Origin of the sequence: Aliirhizobium wenxiniae, assembly GCF_019511445.1 — a bacterium.
Lineage (GTDB): Bacteria > Pseudomonadota > Alphaproteobacteria > Rhizobiales > Rhizobiaceae > Neorhizobium > Neorhizobium wenxiniae_A.
The window spans coordinates 24,771-51,612 of sequence record NZ_JAEUAN010000015.1; the positions used below are offsets into that span (position 1 = coordinate 24,771).

Annotated in this window: 23 protein-coding genes and 4 pseudogenes; 14 read left to right on the forward strand and 13 right to left on the reverse strand. The window is 57.5% G+C overall.

Annotation, left to right across the window (positions count from 1 at the left end):
* The 4 genes and pseudogenes from traR to JNB91_RS18345 form a co-directional block, all read right to left on the reverse strand.
* Positions 1–705, reverse strand: coding sequence for an autoinducer-binding transcriptional regulator TraR (traR, locus tag JNB91_RS18330; protein ID WP_220326954.1), 705 nt, complete (start codon positions 703–705; stop codon positions 1–3).
* A 217-nt stretch (positions 706–922) separates the two neighbouring features.
* A complete protein-coding gene (locus JNB91_RS31700) occupies positions 923–1,087 on the reverse strand; it encodes a TetR family transcriptional regulator (protein ID WP_223218261.1) in 165 nt (54 codons plus the stop codon).
* A 370-nt stretch (positions 1,088–1,457) separates the two neighbouring features.
* A pseudogene (locus tag JNB91_RS18340) lies at positions 1,458–2,417 on the reverse strand (electron transfer flavoprotein-ubiquinone oxidoreductase); the annotation flags it as partial.
* 403 nt (positions 2,418–2,820) lie between these two features.
* Entirely contained in the window at positions 2,821–3,402 is a 582-nt protein-coding gene (locus JNB91_RS18345) for a TetR/AcrR family transcriptional regulator (RefSeq protein ID WP_223218262.1), read from the reverse strand.
* 132 nt (positions 3,403–3,534) lie between these two features.
* Between JNB91_RS18345 and JNB91_RS18350 the strand changes: the two genes are divergently transcribed.
* Together JNB91_RS18350 and JNB91_RS18355 are read left to right on the forward strand one after the other, a co-directional pair.
* A complete protein-coding gene (locus JNB91_RS18350; protein WP_220326956.1) occupies positions 3,535–4,857 on the forward strand; it encodes an NtaA/DmoA family FMN-dependent monooxygenase in 1,323 nt (440 codons plus the stop codon).
* 417 nt (positions 4,858–5,274) lie between these two features.
* A pseudogene (locus tag JNB91_RS18355) lies at positions 5,275–5,370 on the forward strand (NAD(P)-binding domain-containing protein); the annotation flags it as partial.
* A 138-nt stretch (positions 5,371–5,508) separates the two neighbouring features.
* On the opposite strand, the gene JNB91_RS18360 reads toward JNB91_RS18355, so the two are convergent.
* Positions 5,509–6,249: an SDR family NAD(P)-dependent oxidoreductase gene (locus JNB91_RS18360; RefSeq protein ID WP_220326957.1), complete on the reverse strand. Its 741-nt coding sequence runs from the start codon at positions 6,247–6,249 to the stop codon at positions 5,509–5,511.
* Between the two features lie 568 nt (positions 6,250–6,817).
* Here JNB91_RS18360 and JNB91_RS18365 point away from each other — a divergent pair.
* The 3 genes from JNB91_RS18365 to JNB91_RS18375 all read left to right on the forward strand — a co-directional run bounded on the left by JNB91_RS18365 (position 6,818) and on the right by JNB91_RS18375 (position 9,954).
* A complete protein-coding gene (locus JNB91_RS18365; RefSeq protein ID WP_220326958.1) occupies positions 6,818–7,486 on the forward strand; it encodes a TetR/AcrR family transcriptional regulator in 669 nt (222 codons plus the stop codon).
* Between the two features lie 210 nt (positions 7,487–7,696).
* Positions 7,697–8,914: a multidrug effflux MFS transporter gene (locus JNB91_RS18370; protein ID WP_430736310.1), complete on the forward strand. Its 1,218-nt coding sequence runs from the start codon at positions 7,697–7,699 to the stop codon at positions 8,912–8,914.
* An 86-nt stretch (positions 8,915–9,000) separates the two neighbouring features.
* On the forward strand, positions 9,001–9,954 hold the full coding sequence (locus JNB91_RS18375; RefSeq protein ID WP_220326959.1) for an aldo/keto reductase: 954 nt from the start codon (positions 9,001–9,003) through the stop codon (positions 9,952–9,954).
* 71 nt (positions 9,955–10,025) lie between these two features.
* Here JNB91_RS18375 and acnA read toward each other — a convergent pair whose 3' ends face one another.
* The 5 genes from acnA to JNB91_RS18400 all read right to left on the reverse strand — a co-directional run bounded on the left by acnA (position 10,026) and on the right by JNB91_RS18400 (position 16,761).
* On the reverse strand, positions 10,026–12,632 hold the full coding sequence (gene acnA / locus JNB91_RS18380; protein WP_220326960.1) for an aconitate hydratase AcnA: 2,607 nt from the start codon (positions 12,630–12,632) through the stop codon (positions 10,026–10,028).
* A gap of 161 nt (positions 12,633–12,793) precedes the next feature.
* A complete protein-coding gene (locus JNB91_RS18385) occupies positions 12,794–13,678 on the reverse strand; it encodes a GntR family transcriptional regulator (protein WP_220326961.1) in 885 nt (294 codons plus the stop codon).
* Positions 13,679–13,764: 86 nt separating this feature from the next.
* Positions 13,765–15,264 carry a tripartite tricarboxylate transporter permease gene (locus tag JNB91_RS18390; protein WP_220326962.1) on the reverse strand — a complete coding sequence of 500 codons (1,500 nt, stop codon included), beginning with the start codon at positions 15,262–15,264 and terminating at the stop codon, positions 13,765–13,767.
* 8 nt (positions 15,265–15,272) lie between these two features.
* Positions 15,273–15,746 (reverse strand): tripartite tricarboxylate transporter TctB family protein, encoded by a 474-nt coding sequence (locus tag JNB91_RS18395; protein ID WP_220326963.1) that lies wholly within the window; start codon positions 15,744–15,746, stop codon positions 15,273–15,275.
* A 52-nt stretch (positions 15,747–15,798) separates the two neighbouring features.
* Entirely contained in the window at positions 15,799–16,761 is a 963-nt protein-coding gene (locus JNB91_RS18400) for a Bug family tripartite tricarboxylate transporter substrate binding protein (protein ID WP_220326964.1), read from the reverse strand.
* 934 nt (positions 16,762–17,695) lie between these two features.
* On the opposite strand from JNB91_RS18400, the gene JNB91_RS18405 reads away from it, so the two are divergent.
* The 6 genes and pseudogenes from JNB91_RS18405 to tnpC all read left to right on the forward strand — a co-directional run bounded on the left by JNB91_RS18405 (position 17,696) and on the right by tnpC (position 23,428).
* Complete coding sequence (locus tag JNB91_RS18405; protein ID WP_220326965.1) at positions 17,696–18,082, forward strand: transposase; 387 nt, start codon at positions 17,696–17,698, stop codon at positions 18,080–18,082.
* 204 nt (positions 18,083–18,286) lie between these two features.
* Positions 18,287–19,516: a tyrosine-type recombinase/integrase gene (locus JNB91_RS18410; RefSeq protein ID WP_220326966.1), complete on the forward strand. Its 1,230-nt coding sequence runs from the start codon at positions 18,287–18,289 to the stop codon at positions 19,514–19,516.
* Entirely contained in the window at positions 19,510–20,424 is a 915-nt protein-coding gene (locus JNB91_RS18415; protein WP_220326967.1) for a tyrosine-type recombinase/integrase, read from the forward strand. The genes JNB91_RS18410 and JNB91_RS18415 overlap by 7 nt, the downstream gene beginning before the upstream one ends.
* Complete coding sequence (locus JNB91_RS18420; protein WP_220326968.1) at positions 20,421–21,410, forward strand: tyrosine-type recombinase/integrase; 990 nt, start codon at positions 20,421–20,423, stop codon at positions 21,408–21,410. Before JNB91_RS18415 ends, JNB91_RS18420 begins: the two co-directional genes overlap by 4 nt.
* A gap of 91 nt (positions 21,411–21,501) precedes the next feature.
* The gene (gene tnpB, locus JNB91_RS18425) at positions 21,502–21,825 is read left to right on the forward strand and encodes an IS66 family insertion sequence element accessory protein TnpB (RefSeq protein ID WP_220326969.1); all 324 of its coding nucleotides are present in this window, start codon (positions 21,502–21,504) and stop codon (positions 21,823–21,825) included.
* Between the two features lie 68 nt (positions 21,826–21,893).
* A pseudogene (gene tnpC / locus JNB91_RS18430) lies at positions 21,894–23,428 on the forward strand (IS66 family transposase).
* Here tnpC and JNB91_RS18435 read toward each other — a convergent pair.
* The 3 genes from JNB91_RS18435 to JNB91_RS18445 all read right to left on the reverse strand — a co-directional run bounded on the left by JNB91_RS18435 (position 23,367) and on the right by JNB91_RS18445 (position 25,181).
* Positions 23,367–23,744, reverse strand: a complete 378-nt coding sequence (locus tag JNB91_RS18435; protein ID WP_220327050.1) for a recombinase family protein — start codon at positions 23,742–23,744, stop codon at positions 23,367–23,369. The pseudogene tnpC and the gene JNB91_RS18435 overlap by 62 nt on opposite strands.
* Before the next feature lie 11 nt (positions 23,745–23,755).
* Positions 23,756–24,534 (reverse strand): IS5 family transposase gene (locus tag JNB91_RS18440; protein WP_430736313.1). Its coding sequence is split into 2 segments (ribosomal slippage): positions 23,756–24,199 and positions 24,202–24,534, totalling 777 coding nucleotides; the frame shifts between segments, so codons are not numbered across the junction.
* Positions 24,535–24,554: 20 nt separating this feature from the next.
* The gene (locus JNB91_RS18445) at positions 24,555–25,181 is read right to left on the reverse strand and encodes a recombinase family protein (protein WP_220326970.1); all 627 of its coding nucleotides are present in this window, start codon (positions 25,179–25,181) and stop codon (positions 24,555–24,557) included.
* A gap of 47 nt (positions 25,182–25,228) precedes the next feature.
* On the opposite strand from JNB91_RS18445, the gene JNB91_RS18450 reads away from it, so the two are divergent.
* The 3 genes and pseudogenes from JNB91_RS18450 (at position 25,229) to JNB91_RS18460 (ending at position 26,778) form a co-directional block, all read left to right on the forward strand.
* Positions 25,229–25,543, forward strand: a complete 315-nt coding sequence (locus JNB91_RS18450; RefSeq protein WP_346269364.1) for an acyl carrier protein — start codon at positions 25,229–25,231, stop codon at positions 25,541–25,543.
* 20 nt (positions 25,544–25,563) lie between these two features.
* Positions 25,564–25,979, forward strand: a pseudogene (locus JNB91_RS18455) (IS630 family transposase); the annotation flags it as partial.
* Between the two features lie 47 nt (positions 25,980–26,026).
* Positions 26,027–26,778 (forward strand): IS5 family transposase gene (locus JNB91_RS18460; protein ID WP_220326971.1). Its coding sequence is split into 2 segments (ribosomal slippage): positions 26,027–26,357 and positions 26,357–26,778, totalling 753 coding nucleotides; the frame shifts between segments, so codons are not numbered across the junction.
* The last annotated feature ends 64 nt before the right edge of the window (positions 26,779–26,842 follow it).

Genomic DNA, 26,842 nt, shown 5'->3' on the forward strand with positions numbered 1-26,842 from the left:
TCAGATTAGCCCGGCCCGGATGGCCAACGCCACCAGGTGCGGCATCGTATGGATCTGGAAGCGCTTCCTAGCCTCTTCAAGTTTGCTTTTCACGGAATTGTATTTGACGCCTTCCAGATCGGCCGCTTCTTCCATCGTCTTGCCGACTGAGATCCAGTTGAGGTACGCGGCCTCCTTGGGATCGAGCCACGCCGGATACTGTGCACTCGATGTCAGGGGCAACAGGGTCATGCGGGTGTGAAGCTGCCCAACAGCGGCGGCCGCCGCGACAGGATCGATATCGCGTTCGAGATCAATTGCAGATTTGTCTGAAGCGAGCGTGAACATGGAAGTCGATCCATTGGCCGCTCGAATGGGGACGGTGACACCGGAGCGGATCCCGAAATCCGCTGCCTGGTCGAAGAACGCCCGCTCGTCCTTTGAAAGCTGCCGTCTCTGTTCCTCCCCGCTCCATGTAAACACCCGTTTCTGCGCCTTTGCGCGGTTTACGATCGGATCGATCGCCTGAAATTTTCGCTTAAAGTAGAGCGAACGCCATTCGGGAGGGTAGTTTGATGAGGCAATCGTGTGACCCGGTCGGATGAACAGATAAGCATACCCGGAAAATCCCGCTTGATGGGCAAGGTTGGTCAGAGCATCCTTGAGAACACCTTCGTCGCCTCGAAGCGCAGCAAGGTCGACCAGCTTGTCTAGCCAATGTTGCATATTGTACTCCGTAATTTCAGGTGGGACAGGTCACCGAGGCGCTCTTAAATATTGAATTCTCAGTATAATATCATCTAGGATTGCATAATCCTTTTTATGGAACTAGGTCGGCTATGAATACTTTTGTAGGCTTAAAGGCTCTCATTCAAAGGTTGTTGCGACTTCGGTATGTCTCGCGCCCTCGCTAAGGTAGTCCAAAAACGCGGTGCGACTTAACTCAACCGTCGAGAGCACGGCAAAGGTTCTTCGCACATTGCACCTTTGCCGCCTCAAACAGCGCCTCTCTTAAAGGGAAGTACCTGTAGAAGGAGGCTTTTAATCCGCCGAGCGGCGCTGCGATGCCAGACATCGATCTCTGCCCCGACCCCTCACGTGCGAGCAACCCGTCAACAATGCTTGTGGCCGGCCCTCTTTGGGAGTCTTGAAACTTGTAAGTTAGTGACCATTCCGTACACTTTTAGCCTTCATTAAAGCGTCTTGCAAGGGCAGCAGTTGGATGGGACAATTGATACCTTCTTACTTTACCCCCCGCTCAAAAACATAAGAGCGAGAGGGCTGGCATGTGGCCTCAACATCGTCGTGCAAAAGTTTGCGGTATCGATGGCGAAACACTTATCCGCGCAGCTTTAACAACGGAGCGTGGCGAACCTCGCGTCTCCTTAAAAGGTCGAATGTCTTCCTGCCGAGACACGACACGCCGGATAGGAATAGCCTTTGCTAAATGGAAGTCCACGAGACGCATTGTTTCATCATCACATATTCTGATACACCGACCCTTCCGCGCCCTGCGGTGGTACCCAGTTGATGTTCTGGTTGGGGTCCTTGATGTCGCAGGTCTTGCAATGCGCGCAGTTCTGCGTGTTGATCACGTAGACCTCCTCGCCGTCCTTCTCGACCCATTCATAAACCCCGGCCGGACAGTAACGTGTCGACGGGCCCGCATAAACGTCGTGTTCGGAGCGTTTCTGCAGGTCCATATCCTTCACGTGAAGATGAACCGGCTGGTCTTCCTCATGATTGGTGTTGGACAGGAACACCGAGGACAGGCGGTCAAACGTCAGCACGCCATCCGGCTTCAGGCAGTCGATCTTTTTATGAAGCTTGGCCGGCTCGAGCGACTGCGCATCGGTCTTGCCGTGTTTCAGCGTGCCGAAGAAGGAGAAACCGAATAGCTGGTTGGTCCACATGTCGAGACCGCCGAGGCCAACACCCAGAACCGTGCCGAGCTTCGACCACAGCGGCTTGACGTTGCGCACCCGCTTCAGATCCTTGCCGATGGCCGTGTCGCGCCACTCGTTTTCGATCTCGACCACTTCGTCATTGGCGCGGCCGCTCGCGATCGCCTCGGCAAGCTTGTCCGCCGCCAGCATACCAGACAGGACCGCGTTGTGGCTGCCCTTGATGCGCGGCACGTTGACGAGACCGGCGGAGCAACCGATCAGCGCGCCGCCCGGGAATGTGAGCTTCGGAACCGACTGATAACCGCCCTCGGTAATCGAGCGTGCGCCATAAGAAAGGCGTTTACCACCTTCGAAAATCGGGGCGATGGCCGGATGTGTCTTGAACCGCTGGAATTCCTCGAACGGATAGAGGTAGGGGTTCTTGTAATTGAGAAGCACGACGAAACCGACCGCCACCTGATTGTCTTCCAGATGATAGAGGAAGGAACCGCCGCCGGTCTTCATGTCGAGCGGCCAGCCGAACGAGCCCTGCCGAATGACCGAGCGATGTGACGACTTTTCTCTCAATGAGATCGCGGCAAACAGACGCAAATGAAGGCTTTTCACGATATCGTCAGCTGTTGCAACTCTGCCCGTGGCAAGAGCATTAATGCATAATGGCGGCGCGGCCCGAACGCCACAACACGACTTCGAAGGGATTGTCGTCACGGTGACTTGGACCGGCGGCTCCATCTTACGCAACATCTTTCCACACTGCGCCACCTCGCCTGATCGCCCACGGGCGGCGCGTCGAGATCTAAGAGACTATCTCTCCGAGCTAAGACAATGCGGGCGGGTGTTTACCTATCCAAACCGCAAGATTCCTAAAAGTAGCTTCAATGCATGTGTCCATGCCAAGAGAAGATTTACAGTCTGCGCAATCTCCACCCGGTTCTTATCCAACCGCCCAGCCATTTCGCAGCATGTCACTCAGGACGGCTCGGCTGGTTCTCCCTACGGTGGTCTGTTCGCTCGCCCATGCTAATGCCATCACGCCGATGAAGACGTCCCGACCGGACAGACATGGCCGCGAAAAGCCGTCCCGCTGAGCTGCGTCCAAGAATTTCTCTGTTGTCGCGATCAAGCCGTCACAGGCTGGTTTCAGCGCCGACGTATCGGTCATCCAAGCCTCCCTCAATGGCTCTGGCAGTCCTTCGAATGCCAACATCCAGTCACCGAGCGCGTCGATCCACTGTTGCAGCTTTTGGCCGGCGTCGCCATCACTTCTCTCAATTGCGATTCGCCGCGTCGCCAGGCGCTCGTGATGGGGAGCAAGAAGTGCCGCAAGCAACGCGTCCTTGTTTGGAAAGTTGCGGTACAGGGTCGCTGAGCCAATCCCCGCGTGCTTTGCGAGAGCATCCATCGAAACGTTTACTCCTTCTTCGGCGAAAACGCGGGCAGCGGTATCCAGGATATGCGCCCGGTTCGCGACAGCATCTTTGCGAGGCTGTCGAGCATTGTCTGACGCGACCATCATGAACCTTTCGAACAAGCCTCTTGTTAAATGGGGATGGTCCCCATATATCCTTTTAGAGCCGGGGAGAGTCCCCATTATATGGCTGTTCTGTCGATGGCTGGCAAGACAGGCTAGCGAGATGAGGAGATTGAGATGCCCCCGAGACAGATGCTTCTCGCGATGTCGGTCGGTAATGGCTACGGAACCCAACCCGGCGCATGGCGATGGCCGGGCGTTGGTCCCGAGGATCTAACAAGCTTTGATGCCATTGTGCGACATGCGCAGACAGCCGAACGCGGCAAGTTTCAATTTTTGTTCATGCCCGATTTTCAGTCGGTGAATGGCGATCTCGCTTCGGACCCTCAGCAGTTGACCATGGAGCCAATGACGATGGCAGCCGCTATTGCTCGTGGGACCAAGCGCATCGGCATGGTGGCAACCGGCTCGACCACATTTACAGAACCCTTCAATCTGGCGCGACAATTCAAGGCGCTCGATTTGATGAGTCATGGGCGTATGGGGTGGAACGTCGTACCAACGAGCAACCCGGTGATCGCCGCCAACTATGGACGCGAACTGCCACCTCGCATCGAGAAATACGAACGACTGCATGAGGTTGTTCAGATCGTGCAGGCGCTGTGGGGTAGCTGGGAGCGGGATGCATGGATCCATGATCAGGCATCGGGGCGGTTTACCAATCCGGACAAGATACGCCCGATTAATTTGCGCGGCCGCCACGTCGGGTCCGCAGGGCCTCTGATCCTGCCCCCGTCCGAGCAAGGGCAACCGGTTATCTTCCAAGCCGGTGGCACTGGTGCTGGCGGAGAGGTCGCCGCTCGCTATGCCAGCGGGGTAATTGGCGCGGTCTTCTCCATCGAAGAAGCGCGTGCCCAACGCATGGCGCTGCGTGCAGCAGCGGAGCATGCGGGCCGTGATCCTGATGAGATAAAATTTTTTGCCGGGGTCCAGACCACCCTTGCTTCTGATCGGCGTGCGGCGCTGGACCGGCGCATTAAAATGAGCGGTGACGCTTCAGAGCAACGCGCAGGCTATCTTGGTCAGATGCTCGGCATCCCACTTGGCTCCGCCGCGCTGGACGAACCACTCGCCCCGGCACAACTAGCCGCAGCGCGCCCATCGCAGCATGACCCAAGATCCACCAAGGCGCTCGAGATTGCGAAGGAAGGGTGGACATTACGTGACGTGCTCGCACACGGGGTGATTGATTACCATCCATCCGTCATAGGGGCACCAACTGAACTCGCCGACCATTTGCAGCAGTGGTTCGAGGCGGAAGCAGCGGACGGCTTCTGGCTAAATCCTGACGTCTATGAGGATGGCCTTCCGCCAATTGTCGACGAGGTCGTTCCGATGTTGCAGGAACGCGGACTATTCCACCTCGACTACGCAGGAGCCACGTTGCGCGATCATCTCGGCGTCCCTGCTCAATATGGCAGAGACGCGCGGCTGGCTTGAGGAAGCAGTTGCAGCTTCGCTCGGCGTTTTGGACAAGCGCCTTCTCGCTCATGGGAGCGCCATAGTGAACACGCTCCAGCAACTCGCTGGCGCGGCGGGGATCGCTATCATGTTTTCGATCATGGGAGCGACCAGTGAGGGCTACATTCATACTGGAGAAGCCATTGGTCCTGCGATTGCGGAGGGTACCCAGCAGGCTTACCTTGTCGGCTGTTTATTCGTTCTTGTGTCTCTCGTCGCTGCGCTCTTTCTGCCGCGCCGCACCATTCCAGGCGGTGTTCCGCTTCCTACCGCTGAAAGTAAAAGGTGTTAGGTCCTCCCCATTTTCAAGGAGCCGCTATCTTGAGAAGAATGCCGTGGGATCACATACGTTAGATACCATCGACTTGGAGGTTGATCATCGCGAACATTGGAATTTTGGGTGCCGGCGCGATAGGAAAAACGTTGGTGGAGCGATTGATTGCGAAGGGCCACGAGTTGAAGGTAGCAAATTCGCGCGGGCATGAGGCTATCGACCCTACAGTGACTGTGTCAGGCGGATGCGCGGTCAGAGCAGCCCCCGCGCCCCTGATCGCAGATGCAGAAACAGGGACGCGACCCCGTAGCCGGTCTCGACGGCTATGGAAAAAAAACGGCCTGGGAATATACTGGCTACAGGTGCATGCCACCATTAGCCTGGATCATCTGCCCGGTGATCCAATGTCCTGCCGGGGATGCGAGGAATGTGACCACGGGCGCGATATCAATGGCCTTTCCAATACGTCCCAAAGCTGCTTGCGAAGCGATGGCGTCCAGCACGCCGGGAATATCCCTGACCCCGTCCAGGAAGTCAGTATCGGTCGCACCGGGCAACACCGCGTTTACTGTAATCTGTCGCTTAGCGAGACCAGCAGCGAGCGACCGCGTGAAACCGTTCACCGCTGTTTTGGACATCGAATAGACAAGGTAGTCAGGATAGGCAGCGATCGACACGGTGGATGACGTGTTGATTATCGAACCTCCGTCACGCAATTTGGGAAGAAGCGCCTGAGTCAGGAAAAACATTGCTTTGACGTTTGTGTCGAATACAGCGTCGTATTGATCCCGCGTCGTGCCTGCAAGATCGGCTCCATCCGCCACGCCGGCATTATTGACCAGAATATCCAGAGCGTCGATCTGGCCAACCAGGAGGTCGATTGCTGCGGCGTCGCGCAAGTTTGCCTGGACGCTTCTCGCACTTCCACCAACTTTCGTTATTTCGGCAACTGTCTTATCCGCAGACGCCTTGTTCCCCGAATAGTGAACCAAGACCTGGGCGCCAGCTTCCGCAAGTTGGAGGGCGATGGCTTGGCCAATACCACCGGATGCGCCCGTGACTAGAGCGATTTTGCCTTCAAGTGTCTTATCAGTCATCTACTTTTTCCTTGAAATTGAATTGTAATGGCAGCGATATCGAAGCCGAGATGTTAGTCCGGCAATAGAAGAGGGCGACCTTGATAAGGCCCGCTTGGTCGCGCATGACTTGGCCCGCGATCCAAGCAAGCGAGCGCACGATGATAAGTATTCCTCGCGCCTCTTTCGCATTGTCATGCAGCGAAAGGAGTATTTCGATCCACAAGAGTCAAATCTACCTTAGCCGGACGACCCTCCTGTCAGTATTCCGGTCGAGACGGTTCGCAAAGTGTTAGTGACCGTTCCGTACACTTAGTTCACAGTGGCACCTGATGCAAGCCTCTTTGTGACGAAGCTCCCGGGCGCAAGTTCGAAAGCGAGCGAATGCCCGCGGCGGCGCCATGCAAGACACTTCCGTTCATCAGAAATCGGCGGGCGAAATGAGCAAGAATTCCAATGTAGCAAATGAGACTGCGGCATCTCGCAGGCAGTGCACGACCACAGTGTCGGACGCCTTTGTCAACCGGCAGAAACCAAGGTTCTTGCTGTAGAGCTTGCAATGGACGGGAGAAGAAGCTAGGTGTACGGAATGGTCACTATAGCCTCCCGCCTCCCAAGACTTTCGAAAGAGAGCAGAACCGAAAACATAATAGATGTTGCTGTTCAACTCTATGTCCGCGACGGCTATGGACAGACATCCATGTCCAGCATTGCCGCCGCGGTTGGTGGATCTAAAGCCACTCTCTACAAGTACTTTCCTTCACGAGAAGCGTTGTTCGAGACAGCAATGGTTCAATGCTGTGACGCCCTGTTCGCCGAATTACCGACCCATGTGCCAAGTCGTACCAGCATTTTGGACTACCTCAACCGGGTTGGACAGATAGTCCTCGAAGCCATGCTGAAACCCCGTGCGCTAGACCTTGCCCGGCTCGTCTTTAGCGAGGGGGCAAGACATCCTGAGATCGCACAGATCTTTTACTCGAAAGGTGTTGAACCCACACATGCTCTTATAGCGGATGGGTTAGCTTATTTTCATTCCTTGGGTCAGATTGTCTCACCGGATCCCTTCAAAAGCGCGAGGTATTTTCTCGGGATGCTTCGGGGGGACGTCCACTTGCGCGCTGTTTGCGGACTCGAACCGTTCCCTGGGAACGCCTCGCTTGTGGAGCATGTAGCCCAAGCCGCTACATTGTTTCTCATTGGGATGGCGCCTCCAACACAGAGGGACCTCGGAAACCGATCGTGGAAAGCTCGATGATATCGGTATTCGCGGGCCGACACTCGTCTCACACTCCTGATTGCTTGCGTCCACTTTTGTCTCTGGAGTTTGCGACACATTGGATCTGCCACAACAACAATCGGCCCACGCAAGATAGCGGCAGACGACGCGTTCCATGAGAGGGCGCCAATGCCGCACCCATGGAACAATGGAAATCCTTATATTGACGCAAGTGAGTCAGGCGCGTACGTGGGAAACAAGATTGCTACCTGGGAATTCGTCACCTTGGCTGCCGCCGTTATGGCGCTAAACGCGTTGGCGGTGAACATCGTGGTCCCGGGCCTTGGACAGATGGGAACTGATCTCGGCGTGGTGAATCCCAATCACCGGCAGTTCGTGATTACCTCTTATATGGTAGGAATGGCGCTTGCGCTCTTGCCTTATGGCCCCGCATCCGATCGCTTCGGGCGTCGCAAGCCATTGCTGTTTGGTCTGGGAATATTTGTCCTTGCTTCAGTAGCCGTACTGTTTACGAGAAGTTTCGAACTGCTTCTCTGCCTGCGCTTCCTTCAGGGAATAGGTGCCGCTGCAATCCGCGTCATCACTGTCGCCATGATTAGAGACAAGTTCAGCGGTCGGGCAATGGCCGAAACCATGTCGCTGGTCATATCCGTCTTCATGGCCGCGCCGGTGTTCGCGCCACTGCTCGGGCAAGCGGCGCTGCTCGTCGGTGACTGGCGCACTATCTTTCTCATCATCGGCCTGGGCGGAGGGATTGTCGCAACATGGCTAGCGCTGCGCATGCCGGAGACCCAGCACCCCGCAGATGTGAGGGCCTTTACGCTACGCTCAATCAGCGGCGGACTAGCCGTCGTGATCAAAAACCGGGTTGCCTTTTGCTACATCGTCGCCTCCGCGCTGATGTTCGGTTCCCTCTATGGATATATTAACTCGGCTCAACAGATATTTGTCGATACGTTCGGTGTCGGGCCGTTGTTTCCGACCCTGTTCGCGTCTGTGGCTGCAGCGATGGCGGTCACGTCGTTCCTTAATTCCTACCTCGTCAGGCGCTTTGGCATCCGTCGCTTGTCGCACGGCGCGCTTGTCACTTTCATCGCGGTGTCGTCAGTCTGGTGGTCGCTGACGCTTATGGGACCCATTCATCTGTGCGTCTTTCTGTCTTTGATGACGTTAGCAATGATGGCGTCTGGGATGATCTTTGCCAATTTCAACGCGCTCGTGATGGAACCCCTTGGCCACGTCGCCGGCGCTGGGGCGGCCGTCCAAGGCTTTGTGCAAACTTTGGGGGGCGCCCTGATCGGCACGGTGATCGGACAAAGTTTCAACGGATCAACCGGGCCGCTTGCCGGTGGCTTCCTCGGCTTCGGCCTGTGTTCCTTGCTTTGCGTACTGCTGGCGGAACAAGGCCGTCTTTTCCAGCATAGCCCACCCCAGGGCCATCATTAAATCGCCCAAACCCTGCCCAAGAAACAAATGTGCCTGGCGAAATCAGGCGCTGTTGAAGCAGCGGCAGTACCGAACTGGAGAACGAGATGAACAAGCGTCAGCTTGAACAGACGAACCTTTCGATAGCCCCTCTTGTGCTAGGCAGCAATGTTTTCGGCTGGACCATTGATGAGCAAGCCAGCTTCGCCGTCCTCGACTCCTTTATCGAGTACGGTTTCAATGCGATTGATACGGCGGACGTGTACTCGGCATGGATACCCGGTAACTGCGGCGGCGAGGCTGAGACGATTATCGGTCGCTGGTTAAAAGCACGGCCTGGTGTCCGTGACAAAGTCGTCATTTTTACGAAAGTGGGCGGCGATCTTGGCCGACCGGGAGAGACGGGACTTTCGGAACGCTGGATCAATAAGGGGGTGGAGGCGTCGCTTTCGCGCCTCGGGGTTGAAGCAATCGACTTGTTATTCTCCCACATACCCGATGCTGGTACGCCCTATGAAGAGACTCTCGCGGCCTACGCCGGGCTCCTCAAAGCCGGCAAGATCCGCGCTATCGGGGCATCAAATCATGACGCTGTCCAATTAGAAGAAGCGCTGACCGTTGCCGACCGAACCGGCTTGCCGCGCTATCAGGTCCTTCAGCCAGAATACAATCTGTACGATCGTGCTTCTTTTGAGGGGCCATTGAGGAATCTGAGCGTCGCCCAAGGACTCGGCGTCGTTACTTATTTCAGCCTCGCCTCAGGCTTCTTAACGGGCAAGTATCGTCAGGAGGCAGACCTTGATGGGACCGCCCGCAGTGGGATGGTCGGCAAGTACCTTAACGCCAAGGGCAAAGCGATTCTCCAGGGATTGGACGAAGTAGCGGATGCACACCGAGCCAAGCCCGTTGAGGTGGCATTAGCCTGGCTTATGGCTCGCCAGGGTGTCACGGCACCAATCGCGAGCGCAACGTCTCCATCCCACGTCAAGAGCTTCGCCAGCGCGGTGGACCTGCATCTTTCGGACGACGAGACCATACTTCTTGAAAAGGCTGGTGGTTAAAGCTCTGAAGCACTGGGGATTGAGTGTGAATGGAAACATAAGAGCATTACCTCGACCTTCCCTGGCATTGATCAGGTGCCGGACCTATTGCGGCGATCATCCGCTAGCAATCTGGTGAGAATCATCGGCAGGATGCCTCCCGCGCGCAGAATGTTTACCTCCGCATTGGTCTCGATGGCGGCGCTGGCCGAGAAGGTCAGCGTCTCGCCGGACGTGCGCTCGAGCCGCACCTCGACAGGGCAGCGTGACGAAATGGCGTCGGGTTCAGCGACGATCGTCAGGAGATCGCCGGGTACCAATGCCAGCTCATCGGGGCCAAAAGCCTCGGGCAGGCGAAGCGGCAGTACGCCCATGCCGATCAGGTTCCAGCGGTGGATGCGCTCAAAACTCTTGGCAAGAACCGCGCGAACGCCGAGCAGCGCCGCGCCCTTGGCCGCCCAGTCACGGGAAGACCCCATCCCGTACCGTTCGCCGGCGACGATCACGACCGAGCGCTCTTCATCCTGATATCTCTGTGCCGCGTCCCAGAGCGACATCACGGCACCCGATGGGGAGTGGATCGTTGATCCGGGCGGAACATCGCCCAACAGGTTGCGTACCGTCTTGTTGGTGAACAGGCCGCGGATCATCACTTCCCAGTTGCCGCGCCGCGATGAGAAGACGTTGAGGTCCGTCGGGTTCTCGCCGCGCTCGATCAGGTGACGGCCGGCATCGCCCTTGGCGGGGATCGCGCCTGCCGGCGAGATATGGTCCGTCGTGATGTCGTCGCCAAGGACAATGATCGGATGCGCTTGATAGGTGCCAAGCTGCGTGCCCTTGCCGAAACTCGCAAATGGCGGGCGGCGGATATAGGTGGAATTCTCGTCCCACGAGAACAATGTGGTGGTGGGGGCGGACAAGTCCTTCCACGCCTTGCTTGCCTCGGCCGCATCATAGGCCGGAGCGAAATCGGCAATGCTGGATGCCAGGGTGAGCGCTCCATCAATCTCGGAAGCGCTCGGCCAGAGCATGGCAAGCGTTACCGGCGCGCCATCCGTAGCCGTACCGATCACGTCGGTCATGATGTCGATCTCGACGGTGCCCGCCAGCGCGAACGCGACGACCAGCGGCGGTGATGCCAGAAAGCCGGCTTCGAGCTGCGGATGGATGCGGCCCGGGAAGTTCCGGTTTCCGGAGATCACTGCCGCGGGCAGAATGCCGCGCTCAGCCATTGCTTTCGCGACAGGCTCCGTCAGCGGGCCGGAATTGCCGATGCAGGTGGTACAGCCGTAACCAACGATGCCGAAACCAACGGATTCGAGATCGTCCAGCAGACCGGCGCGGACCAGATAGCGTTCGGCCGTTGGAGAGCCCGGTGCGGTGGACGTCTTGACCCAGTGCGGCGGGCGCAACCCGAACTTTCGTGCCTTTCTTGCCAATAGGCCTGCGGCGATGAGCAGGCCGGGATCGGACGTGTTGGTGCAACTTGTGATCGCCGCAATCGCGACAGCCCCGTCGTTTGGCTCGCCTTCGACTGCAACAGCACCTGTTTTCATGCCGCTGATGGCCGCGCGGGTTTCACTGACCGCGATCCTGTCCTGTGGACGGCGGGGACCGGCAAGGCTCGGCTCGACGCTGTCGAGGTCGAGTTCAAGTATCGACGTATAACGGGGACTGGCTTGCGGGTCGAACCACAGCCCGACGCGTTTCGCATAGGCTTCGACAAAGAGAGCGTGCTCCTTGCTGCGTCCCGTCTGCAAAAGGTAGTCGATCGATCGGCTATCGATTGGAAAATAACCGCTATTGGCGCCAAACTCGGGGGTCATGTTGGCAACGACCGCGCGTTCTGCCGCTGTTAGAGCAGAGACGCCCGGTCCGTAAAACTCGACGAACTTGTCCTGAAGGTCGATCTTTCGCAGCAGATGGGTGATGACGAGCGCGAGATCGGTGGCTAAAACGCCTTCGCGCAGCGCGCCGGTCAATTTGACACCGACAACATCAGGGACGCGCAGCGCCACCGGCATCCCGAAAAATACGCTTTCCGCTTCAAGGCCGCCGACCCCCCAGGCCAGCACACCGATGCCATTGATCATCGGCGTGTGGCTGTCCGTACCGATCAGCGCGTCAGGCACGGCCCAGAGGCGTCCATCGCGGCGGTATGGCGTTGCGATCGTGGCCAGCCGCTCGAGATTGAGCGTGTGCATGATGCCTGTACCGGGCGGATGGGCGCGGAAATCCGAGAGTGTGTTGGTCGCCCATTTCATGAAGCTGTAGCGCTCGGAATTGCGGTCGTACTCACGCGCCATGTTTCGGGCCAAGGCAGCAGACGTTCCGAACGCATCGACGGCGACGGAATGGTCGGTCGAAACATCCACAGGAACGACGGGATTGAGCAGCGAAGGGTCTCCGCCAGCCTCCGCCAGGGCCGAACGCATGCCAGCGATATCGACCAGCGCCGGGCCACAGGTCGTGTCATGCATCAGGACGCGATTGGGAAGGAACGGGATCTCGACGTCGCTTTCGCCCGTATCAACCCAATCGAGGATTGCCTTGCGCGCGCCTGCCGCATCATCGCCTCCGGTCCGGATCGCATTTTCCAGCAGGATTCGGTGAATATACGGCATGCGCGCAAGCTTTTCGCCGGCCTCTGCAGGCAGGTCTATGACTTCGTAAGAGACATCATTGATTTCAATGTTCATCCGCGTGTCTTGCCCAGTTCAATTCATGTCATCGTAAAGAACGGAGGCCTAGGCATCCGAACCAATTTCGACCTTATATAACTATAAAATGCAATATTCGCAAGGATGTGCCCGACTTTGTCCTGGAGATTTGCTGCTCGGCGGTTGATGCAGCAGCGCCGTCAGGCCTGCGGGGTCTTGATGCGTCCTGCGCCAAGGATGTGCGTGTAGAGGAAAGCAGCGGCTTCGTTCCTGCGTCCATCCTCGATCAGGTCGAGGATATGCAGGTGTTCGTTGGTTTGCCGCGGCAGGCGCGTCCGATCTATGGTGATGCGGTATTCGATGAGGCGGCGCAGACGATTGATGCGTCGGATGGCATCGAGAAAAAATTCATTCTGCGAGCAAGCGACGAGCATCTCATGAAACTCGTTATTGGCCTTGAAGATCTCGGCGCGCGACCACGCTTCGTAACCACCGTCGCGAAGGTTGCTCTGGGTTTCTCGAGCGCGCTTGAAACCTTCGGGATTCGGCTCGAAGGTCGGCAGCAGCATCGCCTGCTGTTCGATAACGGCGCGGAAAGCGTAACCGTCTTCGTAACTCTTGCGAGAAGTGAGCGCTTGCGTGAATGCCCAACCGTTTCCGGGAAGGCGCTCGATCCAGCCCTCATCGGCAATTCGGTGCAGGATCTTCAGCAGTCTCGTCCGCGGAAGATCGTACATCCGCATCAACTCGTTTTCGCTCACCTTGTCCGGAAGCGCTCCTGACAGCCGGTCATCCGCCATCCGGAAATAAACGTCTTCATTGCCGTCAGCGTCGCCGGATCCGATGGGCTTGGATGCATCCATGACTTGCGCATCCACCGCGAGAAAGAAGCCGCGGTTGGGTTCCGAGCGCACGATACCCTGCGCCTCAAGGTTCTTGAGCGCGCCCATGATTGGCGCCCGGGAAACGCGAAAAGCATCCGCCAGCATCTGGAGTGGCAGGCGATCGCCCTCGCCCATGCCATTTGCTTTGGCGTATTCGATGATGTTCTCGGTAATTTGAGGCGTCAGACTGTTTCGCGCCATGGGGCTCGCTCTGTTGAATTCGTCTGCCTTCTACCATCGTCGCGTAACCGAAAAAAGCGGCGGCCTTTGTAGCCGCCGCCGAATTTCTAGTCCTCGTCCTGCTGGAAGCGTGACAGTCCCCTGAACAGGAATGGAGCAACAAGCGCGATCACAGCAATACCGATCATGATCGCCGAGCTCCAGTGTTGGAACAGGATCATCGGATCACCGAGGCTCATCTGCATGGAACGGCGGAGTGCGCTATCGGCAAGTGGACCGAGGATCAATCCGACGACGGCAGGCGCGATCGGATAATCGAACTTGCGCATGAAGAAACCGATGACGCCAAAGCCGGTGAGCAGCAGCAGTTCCACCACGGATGGATTTGCAGCGATCGTTCCCATCGAGGCAAAGACCAGGATGCCGGCATAGAGCCATGGCAACGGGATCTTGAGCAACCTCACCCAGAGCCCGACTAGAGGCAGGTTCAGTACCAGCAGCATGACATTGGCAATGAACAGGCTGGCGACGAGCCCCCAGACGAGATCGGCATGCTGTGTAAAGAGCAGTGGACCTGGCTGGATGTTATATTGCTGGAAGCCGGCGAGCATCACGGCGGCCGTGGCAGACGTCGGAAGGCCAAGCGTCAGCAGCGGCACCAATGTACCGGCGGCAGACGCGTTGTTGGCAGCTTCCGGTCCTGCGACGCCTTCGATTGCACCATGCCCGAACTCCTCAGGCTTATCGGAAAGCTTGCGCTCAACGTTGTAGCTCAGAAAAGTCGGAATTTCGGCGCCACCCGCGGGCAGTGCGCCGATCGGGAACCCGATCACGGTTCCGCGCAGCCAAGGTTTCCAGGAGCGTTTCCAGTCATCTTTCGACATCCAGATCGAGCCTTTTACGGGAATGGGCTTTTCCGGTTTGTAAAGGTGGCGCGATGCGACGATCAAAGCTTCGCCGATGGCAAACAGGCCAACAGCGAGCGTCGTGACTTCGACACCATCAAGCAGTTCTGGCACGCCGAACGTCAGCCGGGCCTGACCCGTTAGCTGGTCGATGCCCATCAGACCGAGCCACAGGCCGAACGCGAGGCTTGTCAGCCCCCGCAACGGTGAAGAACCGAACGTCGCCGATACGGTGACGAAAGCGATCAGCATAAGGCCAAAGTAGTCCCAAGGGCCGAATTTGACGGCAACCTTCACCAGCATTGGCGCCAGAAACGCCAGACCTATCGTTGCGATTAGGGCTGCAACGAACGATCCGATCGCGGCGGTGGCCAAAGCAGGTCCGCCGCGGCCGGAGCGCGCCATCTTGTTGCCTTCGAGAGCCGTCACAACCGATGCGCTTTCGCCTGGTGTGTTCAGGAGGATGGCCGTCGTCGATCCACCATACATACCGCCATAATAAATGCCGGCGAACATGATGATCGAGCCGCCCGGATCGAGCTTGAAGGTAACAGGCAGAAGCAACGCGACGGTCAATGCCGGTCCAATGCCCGGCAGGACACCAACGGCCGTGCCGATGATGACGCCTACCGCGGCATAGATCAGGTTTGCCGGTTCGATCGCGGTCGCAAAACCTTGAAAAAGATAAAACAGAGAATCCATGGGTAGCCTCAGAACAGTCGTTCAAGCGGCCCCTGGGGCAGCGCAAGCGTCAGCAGCTTGTTGAACATCAGGAAAATGATCACGCCGATGATGGCACCAAGACAGAGATCCTTGATGATCGTCTTGTTACCGAAAGCACGCGCGGTAAGGGCAAACAGCAGCGTCGATCCCAGGATGAAACCGCCGCCCAGCCAAATCGAGCCGATCAGTCCGGCCAGCCCCAAGCCAATCCAGCTCACGGCCTTCCAGTCGGTAACTTCCGCCTCCACATCGCGTGGTCGGAAAGCGCTGACGAGATGTCCGATAGCCAACGCGGCAAATAGGATCGCCACGAAATAGGATGCAGCACTTGCACTCATGCCGTAACTGGCACGAACTTTCATGTGACTTGCGTCCCAGTATGTAATCACTGCAATCGCAAGCAGGATGATCGCAACCACCGCGACGGGCCGGTTGGCGACAGACAATGTCTTGGATGTCATAATGGTCCTCGTCGGCGGGAAGCGACAAGCCGCCTCCCGCTCTCAGATTGGATTAGTTAGCAAGGCCGATGGATGTCAGGATGGCGCGGACCCGTTCTGTTTCGGAACCGATAAAGGTCTTGAACTCGTCGGATGGCGCGTAGTAGTCGGTCCAGCCGCGGGTTTTGAGGACTTCCTTCCAGCGGTCGGACTTTACGGTCTTTTCGACCGCAGCCTTGATGGCATCGAGATCCTTGCCTTCAACGCCGGGACCGGCAAATACGCCGCGCCAGTTGACCAGTTCGATATCAAACCCCTGCGCCTTGAGGGGCTGGGCCTCGATACCGGCGATCGGCTCGGGATAGGAAATCGCGAGCGCCCGAAGGTCGCCGGATTTGATCTGGCCTTCCCATTCGCCGTAACCCGAGACACCAGCGGTCGCCTGACCGCCAAGCATGGCTGCGAGGGATTCCCCGCCGCCGGAATAGGCCACGTAGTTGACCTTGGCGGGATCCTGACCGGAGCCCTTGGTGACGAGCGCGGCGAGGATATGATCCGCGCCGCCAGCGGAGCCGCCGACCCAGATAGTCTTTGCGACGTCCTTGGCAATCGTCGCCTTCAGGTCCGCCATCGTTTTGATCGGCGAGTCTTTTGGCACGACAATAACCAGCGGATCGCCCGTTAGTCGGGCTACCGGCGTAACCTGCGTCAAATCAACCGGTGAGGCATTGGAGATGCTTGCGCCGACGAGCGTGATGCCGGCGACGAGCAACTGTTTGGGGCTGCCTTTGGCGGCTCCTACGAACTGCGCAAGCCCGACAGTGCCGCCTGCGCCCGGAACGTTGACGACCTGCACGCTCTTCGCGGCGCCGGTGGCCATCATGACTTCCTGAAGGGAACGGGAAGCAGAATCCCAGCCACCACCAGCGCCTGCCGGTGCGGTAATTGTCACTTCAAGGCTCTGAGCATGAACGAGCGAATACGCACCGGTGACGGCGATCGTCGCAACGAGACAAAATTTTAGCAGCTTTCGCATGATGTAATCCTCCACAGATCTTCAAGCTCCTCCGAGCTCAATCAAACTGCATTAAATAATTACAAAAGTAAATCAGTTTCAAGTAACTTTATCTCTGGACTGGCCGCGTCCAATTGAAGGGATTGATGTCTTTGGTTCGCGCCGGCGCGCTCTCTCTTCGTGAGCGTGCCCCTCCATAGCCAAACTCGCCGTTTCCGGGTCAGTTGCGGTCAGGGGACCGCCATTCGATCTCTTCTGTTGCCTCATTGGTAAATGCTTCTTTTTGAACTGGAGTGGATAGGAACTCTCGAAAGGGCAGAAGATTGCCGCAGATACGAGTGCTGAAACTTGCTTGAAAACCTCGTCACGAAAGCGATCGCCGCACTAGATCTTCAGGATGTCGCAATCTGCCCGGTTCGGACTCTGCTGCACAGCGCTACGCCCTATTCAATGGGCCCGCCGCCATGGGCGGGTTCCAAAAGCCAACTCACAAGACATTGCCGGATATTCTATCTCGGGCGCGAGCGGCCGTAGTCTCTCTGCCACCGCTGGAATACGCGGACTCGAGACATGCCAGACTGAAATCTGAATACGGATTACATCAAGCTGGCGGTCATTGTGCGTTGTGCGGCACTCTCTATTGCCGCTCAAGCGCACCGGACGTAGCTGATCACCTCGAGCGTCGTTTGTCGTACATGTGGGTCCGTTCGGAATGATCGACGCTTCCGCTCCCGGCTTGAACTGAAATATGTCCTCGAAAATCCTCGGCAGAGATACTAAGTGGATTGAACACGGCTCCGTGGGGAAAGCGGTGCTGCTTTAAAAGGATTGGATCGGGTTCGACATGTGAGACGTCGCCACACAGGTCAAACGTAACCGCTGTTCCAATCCCACATTGTCCTCGCCGCCGTGATCTGTGATCGCCTTTTCATGGACGAGCAACGGGAGTTTCTCCATGGAGAGTACATTGGAGGTTCTCACGACCAGGAAGTCTGGACGTGAGTTTCATCGGCATTGGCCAGACGATGTTAAGGCACAGATCGTTTCGGAGAGCCTTCGGCCCGGAGCCTTGGTGAATGAGGTCGCAGAGCGCTACGGCTTGAGGCCGAACCACCTCTCTGCGTGGCGGACGATGGCGCGGCAGGGCAAACTGATTTTGCCTGCGCCTGAGGATGCGGTGGAGTTTGCAGCGGTGATCGTCGATCCACCAGTTGCGGAGCCACCCATCAAGAAAGCCAGTCGTCCCGAGATCATCGTCGGCGCTGTCACGATCCGGTTGGAAGAAGGCGCGTCCGCCGCCCGGATCGCCGCTGTCGCGCGTGCCTGCGCGGTTCCGGCATGATCTTTCCCTCGAACCGGGTTCGGATCATGGTGGCGACCAAGCCCGTCGATTTCCGTAATTATGCGGCGATGATAATTATGCAGAGCCGATGACGCAAATCTATAGATTATGTATTCATTACAGCTGCTTAGTTAAAATGCGCAGGCGCGGTCGCTCCACATAATATGCTCCCTCACGATGGGTTCACCCTGTGAGGAGAGTAATATGAATGCCAATAGTCGTAATCACCTGTTCCTCGATCCCGGCCCTTTGTCGTCATGGATCGATCGGTTCGCAGATGAGCTTGCCGCTCAGAGGTATACGCCGCTGACCATTGAAGGCTACACGGCCTCGGCTCGTCATTTCGCAGCTTGGCTTGACAAATCGGGGATCTCGATGGACGTCATCGATGGTGATGTCGTTCGTCGCTTTGCCGAACATCGCTGTCGATGTGCCGGTGGGCGACAGTGGCTGCGGGTCTCGCCAAAATACTCTCGCCGTGCCGGGAGGTTCGTTGTTTTCCTGCAAGGGGCAGGTGTTGTATGTCCACCCCCGAAGATCGCGTCGCCATATCCCCTGCTTGACGGCTATCAAAGCTGGTTGCGCGTCCACCGAGGACTGTCGGAACGAACGATCACCCGTCACCTTCGCGACCTCCATAGGCTCTTGCCGGTGCTCGGCGCGGCGACCCTCGACTATGATGCCGCCCTGATCCGTAATGTTGTCCGAGAGTGGCGCGAGCGAACCGGGCCAGCTAATCTGAGGACCATAACAAGCGCCTTGCGCAGCTATCTCCGCTACCTCGCGGGTGCCAGCTTGTGCCGACCCAACCTCGATCACGCCATTCCCCCGGTCTTGCAGTGGCGCCTTTCATCGTTGCCGCGGTATCTTGCAGCCACCGACGTTGAAAGCGTCATTGCATCCTGCGATCAACTCAGCAGAGGCCAACTGCGGGACCGGGCAATCCTGCTTCTATTAGCTCGTCTTGGACTGCGGGCCGGGGATGTGGCCGGACTCAGGCTCGACGACATCGAATGGACGTCAGGTATGCTACGCCTAAGTGGCAAAGCGCGCCGGCAAGTTCGGCTGCCATTACCGCAGGACGTCGGTGATGCACTTCTCGCATACATCGAGCAGGAACGGCCGCGCGTGCCTCAAGAGGCGGTCTTTCTTACAATGATTGCTCCCTTCCGGTCATTTTCACAGTCCAGTCATGTCTCCACGATCGTAGCGCTGGCGCTAAAACGTGCGGGCATTTCAGATCCCCCGTCGTCGGGAGCGTGCTTGCTGCGCCACTCAGCGGCAACCTCGATGCTCCGCGCGGGGGCCACACTCGAAGCTGTTGGCACGGTGCTGCGTCACCGTTCGATCGATATGACCGCACATTACGCTAAGGTCGATGTCGCGATGCTGGAGCAGGTTGCCCAGCCTTGGCCGGGAGAGCTCCCATGCTGAGTCAGCTCCTCGCCGACCATGCGGCGCTGCATCAAGCCCTGGGATTCAAGTTTAGGACCCCAGGCATTCTCCTGCGCAACTTCGTCACCTTTGCCGAGCATCGCGGTGAGCATTTTATAACGACAGCAACCGTGCATGAGTGGGCGCTACAGGCGCCTTCACCCGAACAACGTCGCAACCGCCTATTGGCGGTCCGTCGCTTCGCGCTCTCGCTGCATGCCGAAGATTCGCGCCACGAAGTTCCCTCCGCTGATCTTTTCGGCCGCGCAACTCGCAATCGCCGCACGCCCTACATTTATAGTCCCGGGGAGATCCGACGGCTGATCGACGACGCTCAGCGACTTGGCCCTGACGGTTCAATCAGGCCGCTCACCTACGCCACGATGTTCGGGCTGATTGCCGCGACGGGAATGCGTGTTTCGGAGGCGATCGCCATTCGATTGCCGGATGTGACCGACGATGGGTTGATCATTGCCCAGACCAAGTTCAAGAAGAGCCGGTTGCTGCCGCTCCACCCGACCACCCGACGCGCTTTGGACGGATACCTCGCCACTCGCCTGAAGGCAGCAAGTCAGAGCGATGCGCTTTTCATATCGCATCAGGGAACGCCGCTCGCTTATCCGACAGTGATAACGGTCTTCTTGCAGATCATGCGATCGATCGGGTTGCGAGGGGCTGCAGGATCGCGAGGGCCGCGGATCCACGATCTTCGCCACACGTTCGCCGTCCGCTCTCTCGAACACTGTGCGCACGATTCCCAGGCGGTCGCGCAGCATATCTCCGCACTCAGTACCTATCTGGGGCACGCCCATGTAACCGATACTTACTGGTATCTCCAGTCAACGCCGGAGCTGATGACGCATATGTCGGCAGCCGGCGAGACATTGCATCGAGGAGTGACGGCATGACCCAACTTGCCCAGCACCTCACCGCCTTCCTGCGCGAACATCTTCCCCGGGAACGACGTGCAAGCGTTCACACTTGCGATGCCTATGCCTATAGCTTCCAGCTGCTGGTGACGTTTGCCGCGCGACGATTAAGCAAGCGACCGTGTCTGCTGCAGATCGAAGATTTCGACGTACCGATGATCCTCACCTTTCTCGAACACATCGAAGAAACGCGTGGCAACAAGGCCCGTTCGCGCAACGCCAGGCTGGCGGCCGTGAAGTCCTTCTTCCGCTATCTCGAGCATCGCGTACCCGCAGTGCTGGATCAGGCCTTTAGGGTGCACGCTATTCCGATGAAGAAGATTGACGAGGCGCTCGTGGCTTCGCTTTCGCGTGCCGAAGTGCAAGCGCTGCTTAGTGCACCGGATCGGCGGTCATTATCAGGCATTCGGGATCGAGCCATGCTGCATCTGGCTTTCGCCAGCGGGCTGCGCGTTTCCGAACTCGTTGGACTCACCCTCGACCAGTTCGACGGACGGTCACCCGCTAGCATCCATATCATCGGCAAAGGACGTCGCGAGCGCGTGCTACCGCTCTGGCATGAGACTGCAGCCGCGATCCGCGCCTGGATCGCGGTCAGACCCAAGAATGGCGACACGGCGCTCTTCCTGAACAACGCTGGTAGGATGATGACCCGCTCCGGTTTCGAATACATCCTCGAAAAGCACGCCACCGCCGCCGTCAGCGTCGCGCCCACGTTGGCGACGAAGTCAATATCGCCACATGTCCTGCGCCATAGCTGCGCAATGCACATGCTTCAGGCGACGCGCGACATTCGCAAAGTAGCGCTGTGGCTGGGTCACGCCACTCTCCAGAGCACGGAGATCTACCTGCGAGCTGACCCGACCGAAAAACTCGAGATGCTCGACGCTTTGGCGCCACTCGGCATCAAGCCAGGCAAATTCCGCCCGCCGGATAAACTGATCGCGATGCTTGCCACGCGATAGCGCATAGTTATGTGGAGCCGATGGATGTCAAGAAGTCGCCCAAGGCGTCCATCGACGTCATCGACTCCGCATAATTATTATCGCCGCATAATTGCGGTTATGCGGAGCTCCACATAACCGCAAGGGTCACGACGGCTTGGCCGCACTGGTCAAGAACGAGTTGCATAAGGACCCATTTACGGGGACGGTCTTCGTATTCCGATCGCGCAAGGCGGACCGATTGAAGCTGATCTACTGGGATGGCAGCGGTCTGGTGATGGCCTACAAGCGGCTGGAGGAGCACACGTTCACTTGGCCAGACATCCGGGACGGTTTGATGACGTTGGGACATGCCCAGTTCGAAGCCTTGTTTGCGGGGCTCGACTGGCGGCGGGTCCGCTCTGTTGAGACAAGAGCGCCGACCGCAATCGAATAGGTGCGACACGATGACTCGGGTGCCAAATTCCGACAGTGAGACGACGCCCAATTTGATAGACTTTCTGCATGTTGGACGCGGTCGATCTTCCAGACGATATTGCTGCCCTGAAGGCGATGCTGATCGCGTCGCAGCTTCGTGAAGTCCGCAAGGATGATCGGATCGAACGGCTGGAGAAACTGGTAGCCGCTTTCAAACAAGCCGCCTTTGGCCGCAAGTCCGAGAAGGCCGATCCTGAGCAATTCGATCTTGCCCTGGAAGACTTGGAGACGGCCATCGCGGCTATCCATGCCGAAGACGAGGCTGACAGCTCTCCGGGTAAGCCGCAGCCCAAAGCACGCGCCGCCATCGGGGCTCTCTTCCCGCCCATCCTCCTCGTGTCGAGGAGCTCATCGAGCCGGATAGCTTGATCTGCAACTGTGGCGGCGGTCTGCATTGCATCGGCGAGGACCTGTCCGAGAGGCTGGATATCGTACCGGCGCAGTTCCGTGTCATCGTCACCCGTCGTCCCAAATATGCCTGCCGTGCCTGCACCGATGGAGTGTCCCAGGCTCCAGCACCAGCACGACTGATCCATGCCGGATTGCCTACCGAGGCGACCATCGCGCATGTGTTGGTGTCCAAATATGCCGATCACCTGCCGCTCTATCGGCAGGCACAGATCATGAGTCGACAGGGCATTGATCTTGACCGTTCCACGCTGGCCGACTGGGTCGGTCGCGCGGCATTCGAACTCCGCCCGGTCTTCGAGGCTCTGATTACAGGCCTGAAGCGGTCTTCGAAGCTGTTCATGGACGAGACCCGTGCGCCAATCCTCGATCCCGGCTCACGCAAGACCAAAACAGGATACTTCTGGGCGCTGGCTCGTGATGACCGACCATGGAGTGGTGGTGCGCCGCCAGGTGTGGCCTTCACCTATGCGCCCGGTCGCGGGGGGCTACATGCCGAGCGGATATTGCAAGGATTTATGGGTATCCTTCAGGTGGATGGTTACGCCGGATATAATCGACTGATCGCACCGGATCGTGTCGGTCCCTACATCCAGCTTGCCTATTGTTGGGCCCATGCCCGTCGCAAGCTGGTCGAGATCACGCGCAGCGGATCGGCACCGATTGCCGAGGAAGGCGTCAAACGGATCGGTGAACTTTATAGGATAGAGGCGGAGCTGCGTGGTCTTCCCGCCGACGCTCGATTGGCTGGGCGGCAGGAACGATCAGCGCCATTGATTGCCGACCTACGAACTTGGCTGGCGCATCATCGCGCCCGCGTTGCTGGCAAATCGCCGCTCGGCGAAGCTCTGGCCTATATCGCCAAATACTGGGATGGCCTTTGTTTCTTCCTGACCGATGGCCGCATTGAGATCGACAACAATATCGTTGAGCGAACCATCAGGCCAATAGCGCTAAACCGAAAGAACGCTCTCTTCGCTGGTCATGATGCTGGAGCGGAGAATTGGACGGCCATCGCATCGCTCGTTGAGACCTGCAAGCTCAACGCCGTCGATCCCTTTGACTACCTGAGAAGCACGCTAACTGCACTCGTTAATGGCCATAAGCAGAGCCAAATCGCGCATCTCCTGCCTTGGAACTACCGGGTGGGTTAGACGGTCGGCCCAAGGTTGTTTTCCGTTGGCGAGGTAAAGCTTGTCTGCGTTTTACTTTTTTCCAGAGTGCGTCCGAGACAATGCGCAGCGTCGGAACCTCCTGAATGATATGTAGCTCCGGCGAGTTGAGCCGAGACACCCGGCGTTCGCTCACTGGGTTCTTTCGGTATACGAGCCTGTTGAACACCAGGCGACCGATGTACATCTGATTATTTAGAATTCCGCTACCTCTTCGCCGGTGTCCCCGGATCGCCGTTCCTCTCCAAGCCTGCCCGCGAGGGCCTGGTATACCCTCCTCATTCAGGATTTCTGCAATGGCGTCAGGACTTAGGACGCGGACTCATTAGCTGATGCGATCCATATCCTCGTCGCTGCAAGTTTGAGAGCGGCGAGATAGTTGTCGGCACGTCTGTCGTATCTGGTTGCTAGGCCCCGCATCTGTTTGATGCGATTGAAGAAGCGTTCCACCTGATTGCGCTGACGGTAGACCCATCGACTGAAGCTGAATGTCTTTTTGCGGTTGGTCTTTGCGGGGATGTTGGCCCAACACCCGCGTTGCTTGGCAAAGTGACGAATGGCATCGGTGTCATATGCCTTGTCGGCAAGGATTGTTGCTCCGGGCTGAACATTGCTCAGCAGCTTTTCAGCCATGGGGGCATCAGCAGCCTGACCTGCGGTTAATTCCAGGCAAACTGGCAAACCATCGGCATCGACAAGTGCGTGGATTTTGGTTGTCAGGCCGCCACGCGAACGTCCCATGCAAGGATCGGCAGATCCCCCTTTTTAGCGTTGGCACCATGTTGGTGAACGCGGACGCAGGATGAATCGATCATCACGATGTCGCCGTCGTAACGCTTTGAAACGGCGTCCAGAAGACGATCCCAGACACCTGCTTTGCGCCAACGCGAGAACCGATTGTAGAGCGTCGTGCGCGGGCCATAACGCTCCGGCACGTCGCGCCAGGACGATCCGGTTCTGAAGCGCCACAGGATGCCATTGATCACTCGGCGGTCGTCAACACGTTCAATTCCACGGGTATTGGTCGGCAGAAGTGGTGCGATGACGGCCCATTCTTCGTCGCTCAATTCATGACGGCGCATGGCAATCTCCTTTCAAGCAGATTGAATCACACACCGCCAACAAGGTGAACCCCGTTTATGGGGACGCGGCCTAGGCCTTTTACGTATTGCTCAAATATCCACACAATCACGGCTGCTTCGGCGGCAATGATATCCCTCAGGCCACGGATCGGTTCGCCGTCCGCTCCAATCATCTTTTTAATCGCATAGCCGTAACAAATGCCGCCGGGAACTCGGCCCGTTTTCGCAACGGTCTTCATGCCTTCCCTGGTTCGATATCGAACCTGCTCCAGCATCTCGCTATTCAGGACCGCCCTCAGGCCGAGTTCCATAGCTGACACTTGAGAACCACCGTGCACCGTCCAAAGTTCAATGTCGTGGAACTGGAGCAGCTTCAACACTTTTGTACTGTGTTCCAGGTCTCGCGACAACCGATCAAGTGTAAGGCAAAGTAGGACATCGTAGGCACCAACTCGCGCCCCACTCAGCGCAGCTTGAAGGCCCGGCCGTGTTTCGAAACTAGCGCCGCTAACGCCAGCATCAACATATGTCCCGGCCAGCTTCCAACCGCGCTCCGCAACAAATGAAGCCCCCAGATCAAGCTGGGTTTCGATTGAAGCTGGGTTCTGTTGATCTGTTGAATACCGCGCGTAAATTACCACTCTCTTGCACATATTGGCCTCCCGATAACAATGGCAGGTCAAGGTAACACGACGCCGATGTGCTCAAGTATTTGTCGACCTTTGCTGTTTTCCAAAAATTCGGTCAAGGTGTGAACGGGGCTGCGCTTACGGTCAAACAGACTATCGCGAACTATATAGATACTCCGATTGATGAGATTTCGGACGAAGCGTCGTTTCACGATGATTTCCGGTTAGACTCGTTGGCTCTGATGGAAATGGTGATGGCGTTCGAAGAGAGGTTCGGAGTCGAGCTTGACGAGCAGTCGACCGACGCGCTCGAAACGGTGGCCGACGCAATAGCAGCAGTCGCGTCAAAGGTTCTTCAGGTAGGCGCCCCACACCAAGCGACATGACTTTTCCCATCGGCGAAGGAACGCTGACATTCCTTGGAGCGTTGAGGAAGGATCGGTTGGCTGCCCCTGTGTCTTTGACGGACCAATCAACGGCCAGTGCTTTCGCGCCTATGCCGAGCAGCAGTTGGTGCCAGTGCTCAAGCCGGGCGACATCGTCGTCATGGATAACCTCGGCAGCCACAAATCAGCGGCAATCCGTCAGGCAATCAATGCCGCAGGTGCAAGGCTCTGGTTCCTGCCACCGTATTCGCCGGACCTCAATCCGATCGAACAGGCCTTCTCGAAGGTAAAGCGCTGGATGCGTAATGCACAAAAGCGGACTGTCGACGATACCTGGCGACATGTCGGCGAGCTGGTCGAAACAATCCAGCCCAACGAATGTGGAAACTATCTCAAAAATGCAGGCTATGGTTCCGTCAAAGGTGAAACGCGATAAGGCCTGTGGGGATTCACGAGGCTGGCTTGATGTGATTCAAGCTTTTGATGGACCATTTTATTCTGACTGACGCCCAATGGGCGAAGATGGAGCCTCATTGTCTGGGCAAAGCAGCCGATCCCGGACGTAGCGGCAGCGACAACCGACTTTTCATCGAAGCTGTTCTTTGGATCGTGCGCACAGGCTCGCCTTGGCGTGATTTGCCCGAGCATTTTGGGAACTGGAGCACGGCATTCCGTCGGTTCAGCGATTGGCGTCGTGCCGATGTGTTTGTAAAGCTTTTCGAAGCTTGCTCGGATGAGCCGGACCTCGAATACGCAATGGTCGATGCCACCATCGTCAAGGTCCACCGCCATGGACAGGGCTCAAAAGGGGGACTCAGAGCCAGGCCATAGGTCGCTCGAAGGGCGGAATGACGACCAAAATCCTCGCGCTGACTGATGCTCTCGGCAATCTGGTGCGGTTTGAGCTTCTACCGGGACATCGCTTCGATACGGTCGGTGTTGAGCCTCTGGTCAAAAACGTCGAATTCGACGGTCTGATTGCCGACAAGGCATTCGACAGCGATACGATCATCAACGATCTCAACACGCGTGGAGCCAAAATCGTTATCTCCCAGCATTCTCGCCGTTCAAAACCCCTGCCGCTGGACCGCGAGCTTTATAAATGGCGGCACCTGATTGAGAACTTCTTCTGCAAGCTCAAGGATTTCAAGCGCATCGCCATGAGGGCCTACAAGACAGACGAAAGCTTCTCCGCCATCATCCATCTCGCAGCAGCCGTCATCAATTCAAGATGAACCCCCACAGACCTTAGAGCGAAACGATATTTCAAGCTCTGGAGCTAACCTTTTTCAGAAGGGG